At 59.1% G+C, this 379-nt stretch carries 1 pseudogene; it reads right to left on the reverse strand.

The window, feature by feature from the left end:
* Positions 1 to 379 (reverse strand): annotated as a pseudogene (locus AC0L30_RS43140) (IS3 family transposase); the annotation flags it as partial.

The following is a 379-nucleotide window of genomic DNA, read 5'->3' on the forward strand; positions in this document are numbered from 1 at the left end:
TTTGACGTTAACGGCCCAGCCCTCCCGTTGCAGCAGCACATGAATGCGCCGATAGCCGTATCTCACCCGCGTCGCGCAGATGTCCTTGATCCGGTGTTTGAGAGCGGCCTGGTCGCCGCGCTTCGACTTGTAGACGTAAAGAGCGCGATCAACCCGAAGCGTGGAGCAGGCCCGCCTGACTGACACCTTCCAGTCAGTTCGCACCTTGTCGACAAGCTCGCGCTTGCGGCCAGGCCTCAGAGCTTTTTTGAGAGCACATCCTGAAGCATGGCCTTGTCCAACGACAGGTCGGCGACAATCCGCTTCAGCTTCCCGTTCTCTTCCTCAAGCTGACGCAGCCGCTTCATCTCCGAGGGCATCAAGCCTGCATACTTCTTCC

It is taken from the genome of Bradyrhizobium sp. MI1.11 (assembly GCF_055811255.1).